The organism is Streptomyces huasconensis (assembly GCF_021028635.1).
GTDB classification, from domain to species: domain Bacteria; phylum Actinomycetota; class Actinomycetes; order Streptomycetales; family Streptomycetaceae; genus Streptomyces; species Streptomyces huasconensis.
Genome location: NZ_CP086119.1, coordinates 8,197,031 through 8,212,681, shown reverse-complemented (window position 1 = coordinate 8,212,681; position 15,651 = coordinate 8,197,031). Strand labels below are relative to the sequence as shown.

The following is a 15,651-nucleotide window of genomic DNA, read 5'->3' as shown; positions in this document are numbered from 1 at the left end:
TCCTTGTCCGGCCGGTTTCAGTCGGCGGTGTGCGTGGTGACGTAGGCGATGGCCCCGCCCGATTGAGAGGCGAGCCGGGTGCCCAGGAGAAGTCCGGCGAGCCGGCGGTCGCCGTCCTGGCCAGAGGTGATCACTGTATGCGGGGCGGCGAGGTCGGTGACGTATCCGGCCAGGCGGGCATCGGGGAAAGCGTGGCGGCCATCGGCGTTCTTCTCCCACCGCTCGAGCCCGGTCAGCACGGCTACCACATAGCCGGACAAGGTGACCGGGAGTACTCCCCCGGCTGCGACGCTCGCCGCGTCGCACCGCCACCAGCCCCGCAGCGCCTTGATAAGGGCATCGGGGGTGAGGCTGGCTGCGAAGCCGATCCAGTCGCGGTCGGGGTCCTCGGAGGGCTGGGCGGTGTCCACGCGCAGGACGGCTATCTCCCTGGTGTCCAGTTGCTGCAGCGGGGCAGTGCGGCGTGCGCTGAGGGCCTGGACCGCACTGAGGGGAATCATGACTCGCACTCCGCGGCGGGACAGCCCGGGAAGCAGTCCGGCCCGCACAAGACGTCTGAAGGTCGTGATGGCACAGCCGAGTTCTTCGGCTGCCTGCCCGGTCGTCAGCAGCAACCCCTTCAACCTCCATCCCTCATCTGATATCTGATTTGGCATGCAGGTTACTCAGTGGGTGAGGGGGCGTCAAACCGCTACCGGCAGCGCCGCCGCAGAACACGCACCGGGCGGACGGTTCGGCCTGGCCGCCTGCTAGCGCTCGTCAAGGCCCGCAGGTGCGGCCGCCGACCGCGGCGGCCGCACCGACGACGGTGGCGACGCCCCTGCCTGATGCGAGGATGCGAACCTCGTCACTCCAGAGCAGCCCGCCGGCGTCCACCACCCCTGGGGCAAAGGTCACCACTGCGGCGACGGGGAAACCGTCAGGGCGTGAGGCCGCAGGAGCCGGCGGCCAACGGTGGGGCTGACCTCGCTGTGGCCGGCCCGCACAGCGCATCGAGCGGATCTTCGCCAGATCTTCCCCGCCCCTCCGAGGGGGCGGCCGGGTGGTGCAGCAGGCCGGGCGCGCGCCCGCAGCCGCGCCAGTGCGTCCTATCTGATTTTTCACGCGGCAGCAGACGGTGTATCAGAAACCTTTCAGGCAGGACCGATCATTTTCGATCACGCCTGGCCGCCTTTCGGCTTTGGGCAGGCTTATTCGAGCAGATCCTTGCATTCCAGGGTTATTTCGCACATCGATACGGCTGGATCTTCGGTTAAGGCCTCACTCTATTGGCCGCGCGATCCATGAGCACGCTAGGGTCACGGCGAGATAGGGGCCCTGGACCAAAGGATGGCACCAGCAGACCAGGACCCCTTCGCATTTTGACCAGCCGTCAATTCTGTAAAGGGAGAACGATGACTGACCCCAATGTCGCCCGGGGCACCGTGGTGTCCGGGACGCGTCTGGACGGTAGCAATGCCGACCGGCATTACGCACGCTTGCGTGCCCTGGTTGTCACGGTCGGCCTGGGCCCCGTCGTGGTGCTGGCTCTGCCCTTTGTCCTGCCATCCGCCGGCCAATGGACCGCTGCCGCATCTGTGGCGTTCGCCGCGGTCGCGGCGGGAGCAGCGCGCACTTCGCGGGTCGAATTCCTCTGGGCACGACGGGACTGATCTCCATTCCGGGTGGCCGGCCTGCGAAAGCCGCCGTCGGCCACCCGGAGCCCGGTGTTCAAAAGCGTCGGCGGTGCGGTCCGCCCGTGGGGGATACAGGAGAGGGGTTTCGAAGGTGCCTACTGATCTGTCGCAGCCGGAGCGGTGTCCGGTTTGTGAGGGCCCGATGGTGCAGAACACCGGGGCCGGGCGGCGCCGCCGCTATTGCAGCACCGCCTGTCGTCGGCGGGCCCAGCGCAATCGGCAGGCACGCAAGGCTCCGGTCGTCGCCGTGCAGGGGCCTGTCGGCACCGCGGTGGCGGCCGAGGTCCGCAGGCTGGCCCAGCAGTTGCTGGACAGCGAGATGCGCCAGGAGGAGCTCGGCACGCTTTTGGAGAGAGCCGAAGCAATCCGCCGGGAGCTGGATATCTATACCGCGGCTGCGGTGCAGGACGCCCGCCACCGGGGTGAGAAATGGGAATCGGTAGCTAAGGCCGCACACGTAGCTCCGGAGACAGCACGGGCACGGTGGGGACCCGAGCGGGTGGCCCGGATGATGGATCTCCACGCCAACGAAAAACGGGCCGCGCCCGCCCGGTGGCGTGGCTTGCAGACTGCCCGGCCTGCCGACGGACCCGAGGACACGGCCGACGACCTTGGCGGTGAAGTGGTCTCCCCCGCCAGCCAGCTGGCGTCAGCCCTGACGCAACTGCAGACGGTCAGCGGCCTGACAATCCGGGAAGTGGCCGACTCCACGATGCTCTCGCCGTCGTTCATCTCCCGCGTCCTGTCAGGAGACCGGCTGCCCACCTGGGACCTGACATGCTCTCTGGCGATCCTCTTCGGTGCTGACCCGGCCGAACTGCGCGTGCTGTTCGAAGCGGCCCACGGCATGACGGCGCACGGGCGCCAGCCCGTTGCTGCCGCCATCGCGCAGTTGCACGCTGCCGTACGCGGGCTCTACCTGGCGGCCAAGTCACCCCCTGCGGAACGGATCGAACGCCTCAGTGCGAAAACGGTGAGCGCGCTGCAGGCGCGTCGCGTCCTGGCGGGCATCGACGTGCCGGAATGGGAAGTGCTGGCCTCCCTCGTGTGCGTGCTCGGGGGCCGTCCGCTCGATTTCAAGCCGTTGTGGGAGGCAGTGCATTACACGTTCCTGATGTGCGACGACCCCCGCCTGCCGGAAGGCAGAGCGCACATCGTCGTACCGGAAGAGGAGCCGTGAACGGGCCCCGCCCTGTCGACCGCTGCCCGGAGGCGGCAGCGGTCAGCGCAGGGCCGCACACCCGTATTCGCCCGTCACAGGACCGGACCCAGCGCACCGCGCTGACGGCTTATACAGCCTTCCGTGAACGCCACTACGAGCCGTATCTGCAGTACGCGGCGCTGCGCATCGGCCGGAGCGCCGCGGCCGAAACGGCCGTCCTCGCGGCGTTCACCGAACTGGCGGTGTCCTGGACCGCGATCCTGGGCGGCACCGGCCCCGCCGCCGCAGCCTGGCGCATTCTGCACGACCACGTCGACCGCGCCCTGGGACGTGGCCCGGCCACCGTCCCGGCCAGTCAGCTTGTCCAGACACTGCAGCACGATGCGCACTTTCTGCACGAGCAGATGCAGCTGAGCCCCGAGCGCATCGCCGAGGTGCTCGGGGTACGCCCGGGCGACCTTCCTACTCTGCCGCCGCGCTCCCCGCAGGAGTGAGTTCCGGCCGTTGCCCAGCGTGCCTCCGCGGCCTGTCCCTACACTCCGTCGATAAGGGAGCACGCCCTGAGGGCGTGTGGGGGCAGGAGGGAATGCGCGTGAGCTTGCCGTACGGGGTGGACGTGACGATTCCGAGTGTGGCCCGCATGTACGACAGCCTCCTGGGCGGGCAGGACAACTACCCCGCGGACCGCGCGGCCTGCGAAGAGCTGCTGCAACACGTGCCCAGCATGCGGGAACTGGCCTTGAACAACCGGGAGTTCCTGCGCCGCGTGGTGCAGGTGCTCGCAGCTGAATACGGCATCCGGCAGTTCATCGACCACGGCTCGGGACTGCCTACGCAGGACAACGTCCACGAGATCACCCAGCGGGTGGACCCTGCCAGCCGGGTGGTCTACATCGACAGCGACCCCATCGTCCGCACGATCGGCGGCGTGCTGCTGGCGAGCAATGAGAACACCGCTGTACTCCAGGCGGACATGCGGGATACCGACGCCATCTTCTCCAGCGAACCGGTGTGCCGGCTCATTGACCCCACCCAGCCGGTAGCGGCGCTGTTCGTGTCAGTGCTGCACTGCATCCCGGACCGCGACCGGCCGGCGGAGCTCATCGCCCGGGTCGCCAACCGGCTGCCGCCCGGCAGCATGATGGTGGTCTGCCAGCTCGTCAGCGACTCCGCCCAGGTCCGCGACTTCGTCAGCCGTTTCATGGACGAGCAGACCCAGGGCCACTGGGGCCGGGTGCGGGAGAAGAAGGACGTGGCCGACTTCTGCGCACCTCTGGAGTTGATCGAACCGGGCCTGGTGGAGGTCTCCACATGGCGCTCCCGCCCGGACGACGTGCCCGCCCAGCTCAGCTGGGAATGGGAGGAGTACGGCGGAGTGGGCTTCGTCAGGCGCTGAGCCGGGTCGAACGCAAAGCTGGCCTGCCGCGCGTGGGTGTCAGCGCCAGGAAGCCAGTGCCTGTTCCAGCAGCGCCGGTGTCTGTTCGGCCGGGTTGGCCACGCCGCACAGGTTGTTCAGGATGGCCTGGTAGCGCTCGGACTCCGAGGGTTTCTCCCGGTAGACGGCTCCTTCGTACTGCTCGAGGTAGACCAGGTCGGGCAGGTATTCCGGGGTGAAGAACCGCAGGTGTACGACCGGGTGCCCGATGGCCCCGGCGGCGCCCACGCTCAGCGGTGCGATCTGGAGATGAAGCTGATAGGGCAACTCCTCCAGCAGTGCGAGCAGATGCTTGATCTGCCGGTACATCACCCCTGGCGTGCCGACCTGGCGGCGGAAAACCTCGGAGTCCATCACGGCCAGCAGGACCGGCGGTGTCTCGGCGCGGCGCAGCATCTCGACACGCTGCATCCGCAGGGCCACCCGTTCGGCGATGTCCCTGGCCGGCTTCGTCGGGTGGGCGGCTCGGATCACGATCTCGGCGTACTCCTCGGTCTGCAGCCAGCCCGGCACCAGTTGAGGTTCATAGGAGATGATGCGGCGGGCGGCCGGTTCCATGGCCAGCAGCGGACGCAGAGCCGGCGGTGCTGCATTGGCGTAGGGCTGCCAGACCTCCGGTTTGGCCGCTTCCTGGACCAGGTCGGCGATCCTGGCGCGTTCGAGCGGATCGCTCACGCGGTAGGCGTCGAGGAGCTGCTCGACCTCTGCTTGCTTGAAGGCTATCCGGCCGGTTTCCATGCGGCTGATCGTCGCTTCAGAGGTGTGGATGCACCGGGCGGCCTGTCGGGGCGCGATCCCGGCGTGGTCTCGGCAGCGGCGCAGGTGCCCGGCGAGCGCCTTGCGATGTGCTGCAGGCCCCCACTCCGGGCGGTGCTGGAATCCGAGGATCGACGGCGCCTGACGGTCGGCTGCCATACGGGCACTCCTATGGGACTGTTGAGAGCCTTGAGTATGGCAGCCGGAACTCACCCCTGTCAGCGAGTGGCCATATCTCTACTGTCGGTCACGCAAGGGTGAAGTCGAACTCGCCGTCCTTGACTCCACCGAGGAAGGCCTCGATCTCCCCACGGGTATAGACGAGGACCGGACCGTCGGGGAACCGGGAATTGCGCATCGCCACCTGCCCGCCGGAAAGACGGGCTACTTCCACGCAGTTGCCGTTTCCGCCGCTGCGACGGCTCTTATACCAGCGCGCCCCTTCGATCACGCCTGCACTGACACCGTTTTCCAACCGTTGCATATTTCACCGTGCCCCTCCGAGCCATACCCGACGCCGACAGGCACTCGTCCGTCGCGGTCGACAGCCGGGCCGACTGTCTGTACGAATATCCGGGCTCTGCAATTGCAGAGCCGCGCTTGCAGGAACGAGGAGCGGGCCGGAATAGTGACGGGTACGACGGCACGTCGTGCTATCAAGCACGGCACCAGTTCCGGGGGACGGACGATGACGCCACCACACGAGGGCACATTCCAGCCACAGTCCACACCTGCCGCGCACGAGGGCCGACGACGGCAACTGCTGTTCCTCGGCGAACCACTGGCCCCCACGCCCAACCTCGCCGTCCGTTCGGGCCTGGGCAGCACGCCCTTCGCCGCCCGCCGCATTCCCGTCGCCTCCCACCACTGCTGCTACATTGCGCGGCAGTTCACCCGGCAGACCGTGCGCCGCTGGAACCTGCACAGCATCTGCGACGACGCGGTCCAGATCGCCTCCGAGCTCGTCGCCAACGCCGTGCGCCACGGCCGGCCAGACACGGCCACAACCGACAGTGAGCAAGCTGGGGTATGGCTGGCTTTCACTCTGCGTCCGCGCACCCTGCTGTGTGTCGTACGCGATCCCAGCCAACTCAGCCCCAGACTCACCTCTCCTCAGCCATTGGCCGAACGCCACCGCGGACTGCCCATCGTGAACGCCCTCAGCCACACCTGGGGCTGGACCACAGCCCCCCAAGCCCAGGGAAAATCGGTCTGGGCACGCGTGGCACTGCCAGCGGCATAACGGGCTGGGAGTCAGCCCGGCACATCGGGGTACCGAAGACCGTCACGTTGTCAGGCCCCAGGGCCGAGGAGTTACGTCTGGGAGCGGTAGCGCGCCAACCGCTGGCGGAAGGCAGCGGGGCGGCCGGTGGAGCAACTGGCCCAGGCGCTGATGTCGCTGGCCGACAGTCGGGTCAGCGCCCGGGCCCGCCATCAGGTGCAGATCGAGCCCGGCGGAAGGCCAACTGGCGGTGCAGGCCTGCGCGCAGTGATCAGCCGGTGGCGGGTGCCGTCGGAGCGGTGGCGGTGTGTGCCTTCCACGGGCTGCGGACCTCGACGGCCCCCGGGCTTCTTGTCCCGATCGTCCCGTGCGGTGAGGATTTCGTATCCTCTGGGCCTCAGCAACCGGGCTAGAACTTTCTTGAGAAGCCACCCACGCAGGGCAGCCTCTATGATCGCTCCCGGACCTTATCCGCCTGGCGGCAGCGGCCCGTTGCAGGCACGCGAGGCCCCTGAGCTTGGTCCCTGCCTATAAAGACGGCCGCCCTACACCAGCTCTTGCTGTGGCGGCCTCGGAGGTTGACCCCATGGCTGTTGCCGTTGAGCCGCCTATCGGCATGCAGGGCACACGTTGTCGTCGTTGTCCTCGTATGGAATGTCGGACGGAGCAAGGTGGGTGGTTCGGCACGAGGTGCACAGGTCTCCCCCGCAGCTGCGACAGCCCACGTAGCGCCCGCCCGCGTACTCGTAGCGCCGCTTCTCGATATACGGGTCGTTGCAACTCTCTTGAGGTTCCGGGGCGGCCTCGGGGTATAGCGCTGCTACTTCGTAGGTGTCCTTCAGTTTGACCTGGCCCAGGTCTCGGCCTTCCCGGAAAGCACGTCGCCACTCTCCTTGCAGGTGCAGCTCGGCAGTGCCGCACACCCGAACGAGCGTCAGACCTTCGGTGTGTGCGTTGTAGGCCTTGGACCACAGATTGGCGAAGGCTTGTGAGCGGATGATGTGCATCCAGTCGGGGCGGCGCAGACCCCTGTTGAAGGCCGAATCACCTAGGGCGGAGACGAACTTGACGTACAGGGCCTTGACATACTCCAGTGTGACGGTGTCACCGTCGCCGAGGGCGCGGGCCCGGGCATCGCGCAAGGTGGTGCGGAACTTGTCAAGCAGGTTCTCGGTGGATCCGGACGTGTAGGACTCGTGGATAACCGGCGGGTCGCACAGCGCGTGCCGGGAACTCGATAGGCGCAGCAGGAGACGCAGGGTGGGTTCAGTGATCCAGACAGGTCCGGGCTCAAGGCGCGGGCCGAGGGGGTTTGGCAAGTAGGTGCCGTGTTCCCAAGCTGGCGGGGTGATGAGGTGGAGACCGGCACGACGCCGGTCGTGACGGCAAGGGTCAGCGGGTTGGAGCTGGCCGAGCGGAAGATGAGTCTTGAAGGCGGCCAAGTAGGCACCGCTGACGTCGAGTGCTGCCACCGGGTCCTTCTGTTCTGGCGCCTGCGGGCGCTGCCACTCGGGGCGCGCCTCCCAAATGCGGTCAGGTGCTTGCGGGGACAGCTTGCGGAGTATCTCGGGTAGTGCAGGGTGGCGGACAATGTCGTACCGGGCACCGACTCGGCACGCCTCGAGCAGACGCAGCGCGTCGGGAATTGCGCGTGCGGTAAGTGCTGCGATGGCTCGGCGCTGATCTCCGTCGTGGACAGTCAGAGCCGCGGCGACCGTCTCCCCGATCGGGTCCTGGCGGGTGCTGGAGTGTTGCGAGGCGCCTGAGCTTGAGTACGCGATAAGGCGCTCGGGTGTCGCGTCGGACCGGGGAGGACTGTGGGCCGGCGCGGTGGTGGCTGCCTCGGCGCACTCGGCAGCGGTGAGGTGTTGCGGATAGCCGTCCACTTGTTGGGTGGCCGGGCTTCCGCACAGCACGCAAGAAGCTTGCGGTGGCGAGATTTCGGTGGAGGTGTCGGCTGCCGGTTGGTTGGTGGGGTGCGGCTCGGCGGCGGCGCAGGTGCAGGCGCGAGAGAGGAAGTAGGCGTAGGCGTCGTGGGCAGCTCCCTGCGGTTCGGCGTGTCCCTCTTCCCACGCATGGAGCGTGGCGGGGCTGACACCGAGCGCGTGGGCTACTGCATCAGCAATGAGGTCGAGGCTGGTGCGCAGACGCCTGCGTTCAGCTGGCGCGGGCAGAGGACGGCGCGTGGCGAGGAGGTCGTCGATCGCGGGGTATCCGCTCATCATCTGGTCTTTCTCGATACAGCGGGGCGGCCGGGTTGCAAGGAGTGTTGGTGGCGTGGGCGGTGCCGCCCCTGTCTCAGGTCATCACCCGGAATCTCTTGTCGGCGCCGCTCACCAGGACTCGTCGGTGGTGCTGGTCCACCAGGGCGGGTCGGTGTCCGGGGCGGGAGGTGCTCGCCGAGGACTCGGACGAGGTGAGGTAAACGGGCGCGGCAACCAGGGAGTAGATGGTCTATGGCCGGGGTAGCCCGCCTCGCTGGCTTCTATCGACTTCCTCGCATTGTTGCCGTCGCGTACAGCGCTGCCAGGGGCGAATCTGTCACGGGGTAGTGAGCCGGCGTGTAGGCCAAAGATGAGGGCCAGGGCCGCGGTAGCGGCCTTGGTGCCCATCGGGCGGACGTGTCAACGCACGTACGGATCCGACGTGCCCTGGCACGGGTGACGTGTCGAACACGTCTCGAATTTAAGGCGGCTCGCAGTGCACCGTGATCCTTTCGGTCATTTGCCCGCATGGAATTGCCGGGACTCAACGCGTGTAGCACGACGTCATCCGCCGTCTGTCTTCCGGTTGCCGGGCCCTTGTCGGATGTCCGTCTCGCCGTTGGCCACCGGCGGGATGTTCGCCTCGTCGCGTTGCTTGCAGCACCATCGATGCAGGTTGCAGCACTCTTTTGCCGGGCAGGCTGCGAGCTCAGGCCCGCGTCTTCGCGGAGGGGCCGGGGCACTGTAGGGGCAGGGTCTGACAATGCGGCCGCGCGCGGCTGGTGCGGCGAGATGGCGTGAAGTTTCGGCTACCGCTCGGTACCAGACTGGACGCCGCATGCACTGCCCGGCAGGTGAGCCAGGATGCGTTCATGAGTCTCACCTCGTGCCTCAAGGACCCGATGTCGCCGATGTCGCGGTTCCTCACCGAGCATCTGCCGGACGTCGATGGTCTGTTGTCCGACTACCGCAAGCGCCTGGCCCGCTATCCGGCACCGGTGCACCCTCCTACCAGGGCGGGGCAGCAGCCGGAGTACCGCATGCTGGGCCACACGATCGACCACCGGCTGCGGATCAGCCTCGGAGCACCCACCGGCCAGCCGATCAAAGAAGGCCTCGTGCGGGCGGTCATCGACGACGGCGGCTGGCCGGACCCCGATGTCATCGACACGGTGCAGGCAGCAGGGGCGGTACTGCTGAAAGAACTGGAACAGTACGAAAGCAGCGACGGTCTGCCGTTGGCGCTCGACTCCGAGAGGGAGGAGCGTCTGGTACGGCTGTGTCACGTCGCCTCGAGCTTTGAGGCGATCTTCCGCCACGTGGGATGGGTTCGGGGCAACAGCCTGGGCTCCAGTCGGCCCGGAGCGACGCTGGACGAAATCGTCGATGCCGTGCCGCCCTACGTCACCGACGACATTGGCCAGCAGAAGGCGTTGGCGGCGCATCCCGGGCCCTTCGACGGCCTACGGCAGCTGCCCGCCGCGCAGCGCGTCTGCGGGCCCGTCTTCGACGGCAGCCCCCATGTGGGAGGAGCCGATGCCGACTTCATCCTCCGCGGCCAGTTGATCGACTGTAAGGCCACTATCCGCCCCGAGCGGATGGGCCGCGCTGAGCTCTACCAGCTTGCTGGCTACCTTTTGTTGGACTACAGCGACAGCTACTCCATCGAATCCGTGGGGCTGTATTTGTCCCGCCAGGGCGCCCTCATCGACTGGAACGTCGCGGACTTCCTTGGCTTCATGGGCGCACAGCTCGAGCTGCCCAATCTGCGCGCTGCTTGCCGGTACGCGCTCACTGACGGCGCGGCCGGCACACCCCCACCGCCGGAGGACCAGCGTCGACCGCTCCCCCGCTCGCGCACTGCACCGCCAGTCCAAGACACCCTCTTTGGCGACCTGGCCTGATCCACTGCGGGTACTCCAGCTGACCCTACGGCAGCTGACCAGCATGAATGGCAGCGAGTGGAATGGCCCTTGCCTGCCTCCCGTGAACGCTCAAGCCGACGGCCGTTGCACGACAGGAGCTGCTGGGCGCCCGGTCCAGGACGAGGAACTCACGAGAGCGAATGCCTTGGCGGGCATGCCCCATCGAGTGACGCGCAAGGTCCGTCACGAACGGTGTTATGCCGTGCTCAGAACTCATCATGTCTGATCCTGCTCCAAAGGCCGCGGCCGGTATGCGGCTGAAGGAAGGCACCACTGCGGCAAAGGCGATTGGGCGCAACCTGCAGCCGATCAGACGGAAATCCTGCCCGGTGATCCGGGCGGCGACAGCGCTCCCATCGGTGATGGCGCTGGTGCCGCTCTGCTTCCGCCTTCGTGTAGCCGCGCGCCTTGTTGGTGTGAGCGTGGCATGCGAGCCACGGCTCGCCGTCGCGGGTCCGACTGACGTCTCCACTGAGTGTGTTCACACGCCTGTCCCGCCTTCCAAGCGGTGCCCTTTGTTCCGATCGCCCCTGCATACATGAGAGTTGTTAGTGATCCCTCTGTCTTTCGAAGCACACCAGCAAGCTGATTCCCCACCGTCACTGAGCATCGGTCGTCGCTTCGCTGATCCGGCGCACATGACCGCACGGTTCATCCGCCCCGACGGCACCGAGTATGAACTGCCCTGGCTGGAGACAGCTGGAGAACAACGGCTGGAGGAGTGCCTGCCGGTACGCCGGTTCCCCGTCTGCAAAGGACGGCGTTCGGCGCCGGGTTGGTACTGGTCCGCGACCGACAGGCGCCTGGTGCACCACGGGTTCAAGGCCATGCGCACACAGCTCATGATGCTAGACCACGATCCGGTGGTGACGGCTCTGGCCTGCCGGCCGGTGGAGCTGACGTGGCGCGGCCGGGGCGGCAGGGCCGTGTCGCACGCGCCGCACCTGATGGCGCGTCTGGCGGACGGCAGCGGACTACTGGTGGACTGTGCGAGCCGGTTCGGGGCGGGACGGCGACTGGTTTGGCGGGCCGCCCACCTGGAGGTTGCTGCGGCCGCCGCAGGCTGGGCCTATCGTCTGATCGGACCGCCGCCGCCGGTGGTGGAGGCGAATGTGCGCTGGCTTGCCGGTTATCGGCATCCGCGGTGCGCGCAGGACCGGTTGCCGGACGTGGCCGAGTGTTTCCGGACGCCGACGGCGCTGGCCGAGGGGGTGCGGCTGCTGGGTGATCCGATCGCGGTGTGGCCGTCGGTGTTCCACGCGCTGTGGGTGGGCGTGCTGAGCGTGCCGCTGGAACGCCCGCTGCACGAGCGGACCGTCGCGGTGGCATGCGCGGAGGACGGGCGGTGAGCCAGCACCTGCTCAGGCCCGGCACCGGCGTGCGCTTCGGGGGCCGGGAATGGACCGTCACGGGTATCGAGGGAACCTCGGTGTCCGGTGCGCGGATCTGGCTGTCCGGGACGGAGAAGAAAGACGGGCAGGACACGCTGGCGGTGTTCGGGCTGGCGGAGCTGCTCGACCATGCGTCGTTCGAGCTGGTAGGAGGGCCGCCGCGTCTGCGGGTACCGCAGATGGGCCTGCTGTCGACGGTGTCCGAGGGCGAGCAGCGGCGTGCGTTCGAACTGGAGCGGCACGTCCGTGAGGTGGAGACGGGGCGCCCCACCCCGGACGGGACGGCGTCGGTGAGACCTGAGTACGATCCCGCATCCACCACGCTGGCCCAGCGTGAGCAGGCGAAGGCCGATGAACTGGTCGGGCAGGGCTGGACGGACGTGAGCCGGGCGACGGTGCGCAGGTGGCGTGCGCGTTACCGCGCCGACGGGGTGTGGGGGCTGGTCAAGAAGCGTCGCAGATCGGCGCGGCTGGTCCGCGCCGATCCCCGGGTGGTCGAGGCGCTGCGCGTCCTGCTGTCTGTGGAGGCTTCCCGCTCCCGGTCGCGAGGGTGGAAGACGCGGATGCGGGGGGAGGTGCAGTGGTGGCTGGACGAGCGCCACGGTGAGCCCAGCCAGCGGACGGTCGAGGTGCCGCCGCAGTCCACGTTCAACAGGCTCCTCGACACGGTGGAGGCATCCCTCGGGTTGCAGGGGACGGTGGCGCAGCGGCGTGCCCGCGCCGCCCGTCCGGTCCCGCCGTTCACCCCGACGCTGGCGCTGCGTCCGGGTGAGATCGTGATGCTGGACAGTTCGCCGCTGGACGTGTTGGTGGTCCTGGACGACGGGGTGGTGGGGCGGCTGGAGCTGACCATCGCCGTGGATGTGGCCATGCGCGGTCTGTGGGGGGTGCTGCGGCCGGTAGGGAGCAAGCTGACGGACGTAGCGGTGTTGCTGGCGCAGATGATGACGCCGATGGTGATGCGGCCCGGCTGGTCCGCGGCGCTGTCGATGGCCTCTTCGGTCGTGCCGTACGAGCGGCTGACCGGCATCGACGAGCGGGTGAAGGACGCGGCAGCCCGTCCGGTGATCCTGCCCGAGACGGTCGTGGTCGACCAGGGCAAGGTGTTCGTCTCCCCCGCTACCCGGGCCGCGTGCGAGAGCCTGGGGATCTCGCTGCAGCCGGTGCCTCCGGCCAACGGACCGGCTAAGGGCCATGTGGAGAGGCCCTTCGGTTCGATCAATTCGCTGTTCTGCCAGTGGCTGCCCGGTTACACCGGCTCGAACGTCAGCGAGCGCGGTTCCAAGGTCGAGCAGGAGCCGCTGTGGAGTGCGGCTGAACTCCGGGCCCTGTGGGAGGAGTTCCTCGTCCACTGGCACCACCGCCCGCACGCGGGACTGCGGCATCCACTGATGCCGAAGAAGGTTCTCACCCCGAACCAGATGTGGGCGGCGCTGCTGCCCGTCGCCGGATACGTGCCGGTGCCTTTGTCGTCGGACGACTTCGTGGAGCTGCTGCCGGTGCGCTGGCAGCCGATCACCGATGCCGGTATCCGGTTCGACTACCGCACCTACGACGGCAACTGCCTCAACGGACACCGCGGGCAGCACTCCGAGGTACTGGCGCAAAAGGGCCTGTGGGAGGTGCATTACAACCCCTACGACCCGGTCCGCATCTGGGTCCGGCTGCCGGAGGGCTTCCGTGAGGTGGCGTGGATCCACACCACCTCGGTCGCCCTCCCGTTCACACACCACGTCTGGGAACACATCTGCAAGGTGGTCGAGCGCACCGGCTCACGTGAGGAACACGAGGCCGAACTGGCCCTGGCCCTAGACGCCTTCCTCCGGCGGGCCGCAGGTAAAGAGGAACTGTCCACCGTGGAGCGGCGGGTGATGGCGAAGTCCCGCGCCTCTGAGACCACTGTGCCGGTGCCCGCGGGAGAGATCAACGTACTGGACGTGCTCGCCCCGTCGTTCGGGCTGGCCGGCGTGTACGCGGCGCCCGATCCCGACGACGAGACCCTGCCGGACGAGGACGAGGACGAGGACGAGGACGGGCTGGAGGCCGGCCATGTCCCGGGAGGGTCTCTCGTCCTCAGCGACCAGGACCTTGAGGAGGACCAGTGGCTGCCGTAACTGCTCTCGTAGGCGGCGACTTCTCCGACGGCGATGCCACTCCCGGCGCGGTCACGGACTGCGTCCGGTGGCAGGAGTACGTCTGCCATCTGCGAGTAACCGCCGCGCCGGTGGAAGACCCGTCCTGGAACCGTACGAGGCTGCTGGATTACCACTCGGAGTTCGTCACCCTCAAGACGCCCTCCATGGAGCGGGCGATGGCGGAGCTGAGAGTCACGCTGCTGGTGAACAACAAGCAGCCGGGCACCGCCCGGCGCGGATTGATCGTGTCCGGCCCGCCGGGGGCGGGAAAGTCGACCACGCTCATGGAACTCGGCCGATCCTTCGAACTGAGCGAACGGCGCCGCCGGCCGGGACTGGAGGGCTCCATGCCCGTGCTGTTCGCTTCCGTCCCGCCCACCTACACGCCCAGGAACCTGGCCAAGGTCCTCGCTCGGTTCGCCGGTATTCCCGTCCACGACCGGATGACCGAACACACCATCACCAACGCCGTGTGCCACGTCATGTTAGAGCGGGGTACCCGGCTGGTGTTCATCGATGACGTACACCTGCTCAACACCCGTACCCGGCCTGGCGCTGACACCTCCGACCAGGTCAAGACCCTGATGGAACGAGTACCCGCGACGTTCGTGCTGGCCGGTGTCAACGTGGAGGACTCACCGCTGCTGACAGGGCCCCGCGGTGCCCAGCTCGCCGCCCGCTGCAAACTCCTGCGCACTCCCCCGCTGCTCAACGGCACCCCGGAGCAGAAGAAGATGTGGCACTCGCTCCTGGGCGACATGGAGGGGGCGCTGCGGCTGGCCCGCCACCGGCCCGGAACCCTGGTGCGCCACGCCGCCTACATCCATCTCCGCACCGGCGGCGTGATGGCCAGTCTCTCCCTCCTCGTCAGGGAGGCCGCGATCCGTTCCATCCTGGACGGAAACCTCGCGATCACGAAGAAACAACTGTCGCAGGTACTCCTCGACGTCCAGGCCACGAACGCGGCGCGCGCCGCCCTGCGGCAACGCCCCGGCAGATGACCGGCGTGGCGGAAGGCCCCGCCCATGCCTCCCCGCCACGGGCCAGCCCAGCCCCCTGCCCGTGCCGACGGGCGCTGCTCCATGACCGTGCTCCATGCCCCGCCTTCACCCCCCACACACACCAAAGGACGATGCCGGTGCAACCCTCCGCCTCCACGCTTGTTCGTATCCCTCCCGTGGCGAGGGAACTGACCGGCTCCTGGTTCCGGAGGATGGCCGCCCCTTACGGTCTGCCCGCGCAGGACTTGCTGCGGGGCATCCTGAGCGGCGCGCACCGGGTGCAGGTGAGGGGCACCCCGGGCAAGGGACTGGAACTGTTCCTCAACACACCCGCGCGAACAGCCCTGGCCCGCTCCACCGGTCTTCCCCTGACCCGGCTCACCCGCCTGCTGCCCTCTCTCGCCGCCCCACACGGACGGCTCGCAGATGACGAGAACCTGCGGGCGGCCTGGTACATGCCAGGCGAGGCATGGGTGGGGACCTGTCCTGCGTGTACCGGGCGGGCCTGGCGGCCCGGACGACCGGTGCTGGTGTACCCGGGAACGGCCGGGCACGTCTGCCGACGTCACCGGCGCTGGCTCCTCGCACATCCCGGGAGGCCGGCGAGCATTCCGCTGGAGACTCTGCCCGAGGTCCTCACCGCTCACCGACACCACTCCGCGCTCGCACGGGCCCATCCGCACGCGGCGGACGTGGTTGCCCTCGCCGCGGCGGTGGTGTGGTCGTGGCAAGTACAAGGGTGGA

The 15,651-nt window shown here is 68.1% G+C and carries 13 protein-coding genes and 1 pseudogene; 10 read left to right on the top strand and 4 right to left on the bottom strand.

Going from position 1 to position 15,651, the window contains the following annotated elements; genetic code table 11:
• Window positions 1-17: 17 nt before the first annotated feature.
• The gene (locus tag J2N69_RS36285) at window positions 18-656 is read right to left on the bottom strand and encodes a helix-turn-helix domain-containing protein (RefSeq protein WP_230898822.1); all 639 of its coding nucleotides are present in this window, start codon (window positions 654-656) and stop codon (window positions 18-20) included.
• A gap of 738 nt (window positions 657-1,394) precedes the next feature.
• Here J2N69_RS36285 and J2N69_RS36280 point away from each other — a divergent pair.
• The 4 genes from J2N69_RS36280 (at window position 1,395) to J2N69_RS36265 (ending at window position 4,234) form a co-directional block, all read left to right on the top strand.
• The gene (locus tag J2N69_RS36280) at window positions 1,395-1,652 is read left to right on the top strand and encodes a hypothetical protein (protein ID WP_230898823.1); all 258 of its coding nucleotides are present in this window, start codon (window positions 1,395-1,397) and stop codon (window positions 1,650-1,652) included.
• A 166-nt stretch (window positions 1,653-1,818) separates the two neighbouring features.
• Window positions 1,819-2,856, top strand: a complete 1,038-nt coding sequence (locus J2N69_RS36275; protein ID WP_230898824.1) for a helix-turn-helix domain-containing protein — start codon at window positions 1,819-1,821, stop codon at window positions 2,854-2,856.
• Window positions 2,853-3,332, top strand: a complete 480-nt coding sequence (locus J2N69_RS36270; RefSeq protein WP_230898825.1) for a hypothetical protein — start codon at window positions 2,853-2,855, stop codon at window positions 3,330-3,332. Before J2N69_RS36275 ends, J2N69_RS36270 begins: the two co-directional genes overlap by 4 nt.
• Before the next feature lie 92 nt (window positions 3,333-3,424).
• Entirely contained in the window at window positions 3,425-4,234 is an 810-nt protein-coding gene (locus tag J2N69_RS36265; RefSeq protein ID WP_230904521.1) for an SAM-dependent methyltransferase, read from the top strand.
• A gap of 39 nt (window positions 4,235-4,273) precedes the next feature.
• On the opposite strand, the gene J2N69_RS36260 is transcribed toward J2N69_RS36265, so the two are convergent.
• Together J2N69_RS36260 and J2N69_RS36255 are read right to left on the bottom strand one after the other, a co-directional pair.
• Entirely contained in the window at window positions 4,274-5,188 is a 915-nt protein-coding gene (locus tag J2N69_RS36260) for a helix-turn-helix domain-containing protein (protein ID WP_230898826.1), read from the bottom strand.
• 88 nt (window positions 5,189-5,276) lie between these two features.
• Window positions 5,277-5,513: a DUF397 domain-containing protein gene (locus J2N69_RS36255; RefSeq protein WP_230898827.1), complete on the bottom strand. Its 237-nt coding sequence runs from the start codon at window positions 5,511-5,513 to the stop codon at window positions 5,277-5,279.
• A gap of 204 nt (window positions 5,514-5,717) precedes the next feature.
• Here J2N69_RS36255 and J2N69_RS36250 point away from each other — a divergent pair, with 204 nt between their 5' ends.
• Window positions 5,718-6,272: an ATP-binding protein gene (locus J2N69_RS36250; RefSeq protein ID WP_230898828.1), complete on the top strand. Its 555-nt coding sequence runs from the start codon at window positions 5,718-5,720 to the stop codon at window positions 6,270-6,272.
• A gap of 587 nt (window positions 6,273-6,859) precedes the next feature.
• Here the strand turns inward: J2N69_RS36250 and J2N69_RS36245 are convergent.
• Entirely contained in the window at window positions 6,860-8,476 is a 1,617-nt protein-coding gene (locus tag J2N69_RS36245; RefSeq protein ID WP_330166786.1) for a helix-turn-helix domain-containing protein, read from the bottom strand.
• An 851-nt stretch (window positions 8,477-9,327) separates the two neighbouring features.
• Here J2N69_RS36245 and J2N69_RS36240 point away from each other — a divergent pair.
• From J2N69_RS36240 to J2N69_RS36220, 5 genes and pseudogenes are all read left to right on the top strand, one after another.
• Window positions 9,328-10,359, top strand: a complete 1,032-nt coding sequence (locus J2N69_RS36240) for a hypothetical protein (RefSeq protein WP_230898829.1) — start codon at window positions 9,328-9,330, stop codon at window positions 10,357-10,359.
• 659 nt (window positions 10,360-11,018) lie between these two features.
• Entirely contained in the window at window positions 11,019-11,729 is a 711-nt protein-coding gene (locus J2N69_RS36235; protein ID WP_230898830.1) for a TnsA-like heteromeric transposase endonuclease subunit, read from the top strand.
• Window positions 11,726-13,885, top strand: coding sequence for a transposase (locus J2N69_RS36230; protein WP_230898831.1), 2,160 nt, complete (start codon window positions 11,726-11,728; stop codon window positions 13,883-13,885). Before J2N69_RS36235 ends, J2N69_RS36230 begins: the two co-directional genes overlap by 4 nt.
• Entirely contained in the window at window positions 13,873-14,907 is a 1,035-nt protein-coding gene (locus J2N69_RS36225) for an ATP-binding protein (protein ID WP_230898832.1), read from the top strand. The genes J2N69_RS36230 and J2N69_RS36225 overlap by 13 nt, the downstream gene beginning before the upstream one ends.
• Window positions 14,904-15,467 (top strand): annotated as a pseudogene (locus J2N69_RS36220) (TniQ family protein); the annotation flags it as partial. The gene J2N69_RS36225 and the pseudogene J2N69_RS36220, both read left to right, overlap by 4 nt.
• Between the last annotated feature and the right edge of the window lie 184 nt (window positions 15,468-15,651).

Excerpts from the sequence above, each read along its gene's own strand:
- J2N69_RS36285 (WP_230898822.1), bottom strand. The coding sequence starts at position 656 with ATGCCAAATCAGATATCAGATGAGGGATGGAGGTTGAAGGGGTTGCTG.
- J2N69_RS36280 (WP_230898823.1), top strand. The coding sequence starts at position 1,395 with ATGACTGACCCCAATGTCGCCCGGGGCACCGTGGTGTCCGGGACGCGT.
- J2N69_RS36275 (WP_230898824.1), top strand. The coding sequence starts at position 1,819 with ATGGTGCAGAACACCGGGGCCGGGCGGCGCCGCCGCTATTGCAGCACC.
- J2N69_RS36265 (WP_230904521.1), top strand. The coding sequence starts at position 3,425 with ATGCGCGTGAGCTTGCCGTACGGGGTGGACGTGACGATTCCGAGTGTG.
- J2N69_RS36260 (WP_230898826.1), bottom strand. The coding sequence starts at position 5,188 with ATGGCAGCCGACCGTCAGGCGCCGTCGATCCTCGGATTCCAGCACCGC.
- J2N69_RS36255 (WP_230898827.1), bottom strand. The coding sequence starts at position 5,513 with ATGCAACGGTTGGAAAACGGTGTCAGTGCAGGCGTGATCGAAGGGGCG.
- J2N69_RS36250 (WP_230898828.1), top strand. The coding sequence starts at position 5,718 with ATGACGCCACCACACGAGGGCACATTCCAGCCACAGTCCACACCTGCC.
- J2N69_RS36245 (WP_330166786.1), bottom strand. The coding sequence starts at position 8,476 with ATGATGAGCGGATACCCCGCGATCGACGACCTCCTCGCCACGCGCCGT.
- J2N69_RS36240 (WP_230898829.1), top strand. The coding sequence starts at position 9,328 with ATGAGTCTCACCTCGTGCCTCAAGGACCCGATGTCGCCGATGTCGCGG.
- J2N69_RS36235 (WP_230898830.1), top strand. The coding sequence starts at position 11,019 with ATGACCGCACGGTTCATCCGCCCCGACGGCACCGAGTATGAACTGCCC.